The sequence below is a fragment of the Chryseobacterium sp. ON_d1 genome (genome assembly GCF_006829085.1).
GTDB lineage: Bacteria > Bacteroidota > Bacteroidia > Flavobacteriales > Weeksellaceae > Chryseobacterium.
In genome coordinates, this window is sequence record NZ_BJTC01000015.1 from 143,891 (window position 1) to 151,399 (window position 7,509).

Here is a 7,509-nt window from a genome sequence, read left to right on the forward strand (position 1 = left end):
TAAAAAAGTTAGAAACATGAATCTTATCACCTTAAGATTTACCTTTTACATTAAGCATATTTTTTACTTTTGCTCCATTAATAACCATGAAAAAAGAACAAATGAAAAAAGCGTATTTCGTTGGATTATGTCTTATATCCGTCGTAAGCTGTTCAGCTCCCGGTGATGAGCTGGAAAATGTAAATGAAGCACAGGCTTTAAATGCATCCGGTAATATCAAGCTAGCAAAAGGAGGTTTCAGAGATACTCCGGACACCCCAACTCCTCCTCCTGCGGGAATCTGGTCAAAATCTTTTTATTTAACCAATCCTATTTACGGCTTTTACAGTAATCTGACCAAAAAGCACCTGTACAATACCTCCCCATTACCATCCGAACTTCCTAAATCCTATTCAGGCCTGGACTATTACTTTCAGGAGAGATTATTAGGTTCTGCAGACGGGCCCGGTCCTGTCATTACAAGATGGTTTCACACAGGAACCAATGATCTGGTATTAACGACTAATCCTAATGAATTAGTGGGACAAAGTAACTGGGAAAAAAGAAATCTCGGTACCAGCTATAATGGTGATGAGCCGGGAAGTTTTCCTATTTACAGGTATTTCAATGGTGATAAAAAGACGCACTTTTACACCAGAGACAAAAATGAGCTGGGAGACGGAAAAGACGGCTATGAATATGAAGGAGTCGCTTTCTACCTGAAAGATTCAGAACCTAAAGCGTATAGGGTTCGTGACGGACAGTTTTTCCAGGATAATGCGACAGGAAACCTTTACATCGTATTTGAGAGTACGCTGAGACGTATTGAATCTTTTGCCGTGATCAATAATCTGTTTGCTGTTCAGGGCAAAGCCTATTTGGTTTTTAAGGTAAATATAGAAGATTACACCGGGGAAAGAGGTCCTGACATCACTTCAGGAACACAACTGGTACGAAACACCAATACCGGAAAGCTGTATCTTGTAGATGATGGTTTATACAGGTATATTCCTACGATGCAGATATTCAATACCTATAAATTCAATGAGGATGCTATTCAAAATAAACCTGTAAGAATGATGTTTACAGGTAAAGATGTTGAGCACACTTATTAACTGTATTTGATTTAAGATAAAAAGGGGCTTCATTGCCCCTTTCTTATTGTATGAAGTTAAGATGATTTATTGGAAATATGTGCATCTTCAAAGCTGGACATTTCATTCAGGAAATTAACAGCGCTTTGAATAATCGGATAGGCCAGTGCACAACCCGTTCCTTCTCCCAGACGCAGATTCAGGTTGAGAATAGCCTGTTCCCTCATCAGTCCCAGCAGCTGAGGATGGGCATTTTCATTGCTTACATGGCAGAAGATACAGTTATTCAATACTTCAGGATTCTTTTTCCAGACGGTGGCTACCGCTACCGTGGCAATAAACCCATCTACCATGATCAGCATATTATGGTGATATGCTTCTTCTATGGCTCCGATCATCTGTACAATTTCCAATCCGCCAAAAGTTTGAGCAATTTCATCCTCACTCATTTCAGCCGGATATTTTTCAATAGCTTCTTTTAAAATACTGATCTTATTGTCCAGCTGATGATCATTCAGCCCCGTTCCGCGACCGATACAATGGGTGACCGGAATATCAAAGAGTTTGCTCATCATCAAAGAAGAAGCGGAAGTATTCCCGATTCCCATTTCACCGAAACCAATGATATTACAGCCTCTTTTAGCGATCTCAGACACCACAGATTTTCCATTTTTAAGGGCCTGTTGAAATTCTTCGGGCGTCATCGCCGGTTCTTCCAGGATATTACGGCTGGATTTCCTTACCTTTTTATCCACCAGATCCAATCCTACAGGAAAATCGAAATTGACTCCGGCATCTACAATTTTGATTGCAATATCATGCTGCCTGCAAAAAACATTGATGGCGGCACCTCCTCCTAAGAAATTCATTACCATCTGATAGGTGACTTCCTGTGGATAGGCACTTACCCCTGCTGCGGCAATCCCATGATCAGCAGCAAAAACTACCATATGAGGGTTTATTAACTTTGGTGAAGTGGTCTTCTGAACCATTCCTATTTTGTGGGCAATATGTTCCAAATGTCCTAATGCCCCTAACGGCTTTGTTTTAAAATCAATTTTATGCTGTAATTCTGATGATAACATGGGTGTTTATAGTTATGTTAAATGGAAAAATGCAATATTAGTGAAATAGAGAAGATTTTGTATGGTTTGTCTGGAATTTTTATAAGCTAGAAGCCGGAAGCTGGGGCTGGAAGTTAAATATCTCTCAATTTCAAACTCTCCGACCTTATAACTCTCTCAAACACTCTCCTACTCTCCTACTCTCAAATCCGAATTCCTGATCTCGCAACAAAAAAACAACGCAATAACATTGCGCACTTCATCTTTTACTTTGCACTATAAATCAAAAGCAATGATACCCAAAATACTTGAAAAAATAAAAGAAGTTGAGGCTGCAAAAGGTGTAGAAGTCCTTTTGGCCGTAGAATCAGGGAGCAGAGCCTGGGGTTTTGCATCTCCTGACAGTGATTATGATATCCGTTTTATATACCGGCATGAAAAAGACTGGTACCTTTCTCCATGGGATAAAGATGAAACGATAGAATTTATGACAGAAGATGATCTGGACGGCTCCGGATGGGATCTACGAAAGACATTTCATCTTTTGCTGAAGTCGAACGCGGCTTTATTGAGCTGGTTCTACTCTCCCATCGTGTATAAAGCGGATGAAAAGTTTGTGGAACTGTTCAAACCTCTGGCAGATGCCTGCTTTTCTCCGGTAGCGGTTTCTTATCATTATCTGAGTATGAGCAAGAAATACCTGGAAGCCTGCAGACATGATGAAGTCAAGTTAAAAAATTATTTTTATTGCCTCCGTACCGCGTTGACCGGTAAATGGATCATAGAAAAAGGTACTGTTCCTCCTGTCTTGTTCAGTGATCTGCTTGTTTTGACAGATGATACCACCAGACGGAAAATAGAAAAACTTGTTGCCTTAAAAGCAACCAAAGGAGAATCTTATTACCATCCGAACGATTGGGAACTTTTTGAATTTCTGGAGAAAACAGTTGCTGAAAATGAAGAAAAAGCGAAAGGTTTATCTGGAGGAAAGGCTGATAAAGGGGAGATGGAGAGGGTTTTTAGGGAGATATTGGAGAAATGCTAGAGATTACGGGAAGCCGTAGTCTTTTTTTGTGGACTGGGAATATATTTGGTGATTGAGAAAAACTGCTCAGTTAGATAGAAATTAATATATTAGGAAAAACTAAAAAATATGAAAATAAACAGAGGCTCAGAGTGGAGAAAATGGGATTTGCATGTACACACAAAAAATACAAATAAAAATGATCAATTTACGTCAAAATCATTAGATGAATACTTTATTTATTTGTTTAAAAAAGCCTATCAAGAAAACATTGCATGTATAGGAATAACTGATTATTTTACAATTGATAGATATCTTGATGCATTAAAGTTTATAGATGAAATACAATCTAAAGTTGATGATCAAGATAATCCAATATTTTCAGATGAAGAGAAAGAATTTATTAAAAATATTTTTTTACTTCCAAACATAGAACTCAGGATGTTACCGACAACTGACAAATCTAGGCTTATAAATATTCACTGTCTGATAAATCCTGATTATGTACCAAAGCTTAATAATGCCTTATTTAATACTTTAGAAAATGAAGGTAGATTCAAAATGAACCATGCTGGATTTATAGACTATGCTAAATCACTTGGACAAACTGGAGATGATAATAAACTTTTTAAAGAAGGTTTAAATAGATATACAATAGATCCTAAAACATTAAAAGAGGTAATAGATAAAAATTTAGAGTTAAAAGATAATATTTTAATTATAGTAAGTAATTCAAACAATGATGGTAATTCTGGCTTACAGAAACATTATGATTTATTTGAAAACGAAACAGGAAGCTTAGACGGAATTAGGAAAAATATTTACAAATTATCACAGGCAATTTTTTCAAATCAAGAAAAAGATATTCAGTACTTTTTAGGTAAAAGACTTGATAACAAAAAGGATATAACTTTTGAAGAAAAATACAATGAAAGAAGACGTGTAATAGAAGAGCAGGGTCATCTAAAGGCATGTATTGTAGGTTGTGATGCACATACAGAAACTGATATTTTTAGTCGTTTTACATGGATTAAATCCCATCTTACTTTTGAAGGTTTAAAACAAATTCTGCATGAACCTGAACAAAGAGTGATTATTCAAGAAAATATTCCGAATGAAAAGGATAAAAAATTAATAATTTCTCAAGCTTCGTTTATAAGCTCCAATAATCTTTTTACCCCTAAAATAATTTATTTTAATGATAATTTAAATGTAATTATTGGTGGAAAATCTTCAGGAAAATCTATCCTATTGTATAGTATTGCAAAAGCACTATATAAAGATAGAAGTGACGAAGGAGTCTTAAAATATTTTGATACTACTGATAATCGTTTTAAGTACTTTTATGACGATTTACAAAATGAATCTGATTTTATTGTTAAAGTTACACTAGCATCTGGCTTAGAACAATCTTCAGATAGGGATAATCCAGAGCCCAGCATCCTTCCTGAAATTAAGTATATCCCCCAAAATCATTTATCTAATCTCGTAGACAGAAGTAAAAAAAATGGTAGTACTTTAAAAGAGCTTATAAAAGAGCTTATTTTAGAAGATCCCTTTGCAAATGAAAGATATAAATTATTTGAAGATAATAGAGATTCTAATAATTCTGAAAAACTTAGAGAAATTGATACTTTCTTTGATTTTCAAGATAAAATAAAAGGATTAAAAAAAGACATACAAGATAAAGGGAGTAAAGATATTCTCACCACAAGTATCACTTTTAGACAAAATGAAATAATAACTTTACAAAAAGATATTTCAGAAGAAAATAAAAATCTTTATAATAAATACAACACCGAAATACAAATACTTATAAATGAAAATGAAAAGATCATTTCAGATTATCGTAAACTTAAAACTCTAAACCAAAATATAAAAGCATCTTTAGAAAAAATACAAAATGATAAAAATAGTTTATTAAATACAGTAGAGAATATTGAGATAAAATCTGAATTTACAGAACAGTATGATTTTATACAGCAAGCAATTAATAAAATAAATGAGATTGAACAATTATTTCTTTTGGATGATAATAATCTGATCAATGAAAGTTCTATTAAAAAGCAATTAATAAATAATAACAAAATAAAAAGAGAATTACAAGAAAAAATTAAACCATTACTTGGTCAAAAAGAATCTCAAGACAAAATACAATTATTGCAAACTGAAATTCGAACAGACCAAGAAAAGTTAAATAGCATAATTAAAATTGAAAATGAAATTAAAGATTTAGAAAATGAGTTAATAATTCAAAAAGAAAAAATTTTTAATAATATTGAAATCAATTTTAATGAGTATCAAAGCTTAGTTCATGATTTAGAACCGAGGACACAAGATATTGAAAATAAAGACAATGATCAAATTGATATCAAAGGGTCTACTAAATTTAATTTTAAGAAATTTAAAGAAAGTATGAATAGTATAAGTGACTTAAGAACTTTGAGATTTCAAAACCCTTTTAATTATTTATATCGTGACAATTTAAATAACTTGTCTGAAATTAATAAAGATGATATTATAAGTGAATTAAAAAATGTATTTGACTCTATTCTTGAAGAAAATTATCCATTGATCAAAGATTTTAGCTTAAAAGAAGCTTGTAGAATATTACTTGAAAATCACTTTTTTGATCATTGGGAAGTAAAATCAGGCAATGACACAATACACAATATGTCTACTGGTAAAGCAAGCTTTATATTACTTAAATTGATTATTAAATTGAGTAAATCAGAAGCTCCAATTTTAATTGATCAACCAGAAGATAATTTAGACAATCGTTCCATTTCTACCGATCTCGTTGACTATCTAAAAGATAAAAAACTGAAAAGACAAATTATTTTAGTAACTCATAATGCAAATATTGTAGTAAATGCAGATGCAGAAAATATAATAGTTGCAAATCAAAAAGATGAGAATAATACAAAGGATAAATGTATTTATACTTTTGACTACATCAATGGGGCACTCGAAGAAACTAACTATAACCCTGATGGAAATTTTTTAAAATCTATGAGCATTAGACAACATATAGCCGATATTCTTGAAGGAGGAAAAGAAGCCTTCAAAAAACGTGAAGAAAAATATGGATTCTAAAATGACCATCCAACACCTAAAAAACAAAAACCTCCTCCTCTTCGAAGCCATTTCCGGAAGCCGGGCTTTCGGGCTGGCAACGGAGAATTCTGATACGGATATCCGTGGGGTGTATTATCTGCCGAAGGAAAATTTCTTTGGGCTCAACTATATTCCACAGATTTCCAATGAAACGAATGACATTACGTATTATGAAATCGGGAGGTTTGTAGAGCTGCTACAAAAAAACAATCCTAATATTCTGGAAATTCTGGCAAGTCCGGAAGATTGTATTCAATACAAACATCCGTTGATGGATTTGCTGAAAACTGAGGATTTCCTATCCAGACTCTGTAAAGATACCTTTGCAGGTTATGCGGTTTCACAGATTAAAAAGGCAAAAGGTCTCAACAAAAAGATTTTAAATCCTATTGATAAAGAAAGAAAATCAATCCTGGATTTCTGTTTTATCCTTGAGGGACAAGGCTCTGTACCGTTGAAAAAGTGGCTGCATGAATTCCCCTCCTCTGGAGGGATGTCCGTAGGACGGGGTGGTCTCTCACAGGAACATTGCGGATTGGTAAACATTGATCATACAAAAGGAATGTATGCTTTATTTTATGATGAATCGGGGACATTGGGATATAAAGGAGTTATGCAAAACGAAGAAGCGAATCAGGTTTCTGTATCATCCGTTCCTAAAGATGAAAAGCCAGTTGCTTATCTGTTCTGCAACTTGGATGCCTACTCTGTTTACTGCAAAGACTACAGGGAATACTGGAAATGGGTGGCTGAGCGTAATGAGGACCGTTATAATGTCAATCAGACTCACGGGCAGAATTACGACAGCAAAAATATGATGCACACCATCCGCTTGCTGCAATCCTGCGAACAGATTTTTAAAACCGGTTCGCTGAATATCCGTGTAGAAAACCGCGATGAACTGCTAGATATCAAAGCAGGTAATCAGCCGTATGAAAACGTCATGCAAAAAGCAGAAAACCTGATACAATCTAAAGAAAATCATTATTCCACTTCCACTCTGCCTGACTCTCCGGATCTGGAAAAAACAACAAAAACATTAATTCAGATCAGAGAAAAACTGTACAATAATAATGATGAATTATAAATGATAAGTTATGAATGGTGGGGTAAACTTCCCTGTTTTTCAAACAAATTAAAATTATTAAATTTAGTTTGTTAAACCTTATGAAAAAGAGCAAATTTTCAGAACATCAGATTATCAATATTCTGAAAGAATATGAATCTGGGA

General features: G+C 34.0%; 5 protein-coding genes. 4 read left to right on the plus strand and 1 reads right to left on the minus strand.

Annotation, left to right across the window (positions count from 1 at the left end):
* The first annotated feature begins 86 nt into the window (after positions 1-86).
* The gene (locus CRS_RS21195) at positions 87-1,094 is read left to right on the plus strand and encodes a hypothetical protein (RefSeq protein WP_142725939.1); all 1,008 of its coding nucleotides are present in this window, start codon (positions 87-89) and stop codon (positions 1,092-1,094) included.
* A 56-nt stretch (positions 1,095-1,150) separates the two neighbouring features.
* Here CRS_RS21195 and cobT read toward each other — a convergent pair whose 3' ends face one another.
* Positions 1,151-2,158, minus strand: coding sequence for a nicotinate-nucleotide--dimethylbenzimidazole phosphoribosyltransferase (gene cobT / locus CRS_RS21200; RefSeq protein ID WP_142725940.1), 1,008 nt, complete (start codon positions 2,156-2,158; stop codon positions 1,151-1,153).
* A gap of 271 nt (positions 2,159-2,429) precedes the next feature.
* Between cobT and CRS_RS21205 the strand changes: the two genes are divergently transcribed.
* The 3 genes from CRS_RS21205 to CRS_RS21215 all read left to right on the plus strand — a co-directional run bounded on the left by CRS_RS21205 (position 2,430) and on the right by CRS_RS21215 (position 7,365).
* Complete coding sequence (locus tag CRS_RS21205; protein ID WP_142725941.1) at positions 2,430-3,182, plus strand: nucleotidyltransferase domain-containing protein; 753 nt, start codon at positions 2,430-2,432, stop codon at positions 3,180-3,182.
* Positions 3,183-3,290: 108 nt separating this feature from the next.
* A complete protein-coding gene (locus CRS_RS21210) occupies positions 3,291-6,257 on the plus strand; it encodes a TrlF family AAA-like ATPase (RefSeq protein ID WP_142725942.1) in 2,967 nt (988 codons plus the stop codon).
* A 1-nt stretch (position 6,258) separates the two neighbouring features.
* Complete coding sequence (locus CRS_RS21215) at positions 6,259-7,365, plus strand: DNA polymerase beta superfamily protein (protein ID WP_142725949.1); 1,107 nt, start codon at positions 6,259-6,261, stop codon at positions 7,363-7,365.
* Positions 7,366-7,509 lie beyond the last annotated feature (144 nt).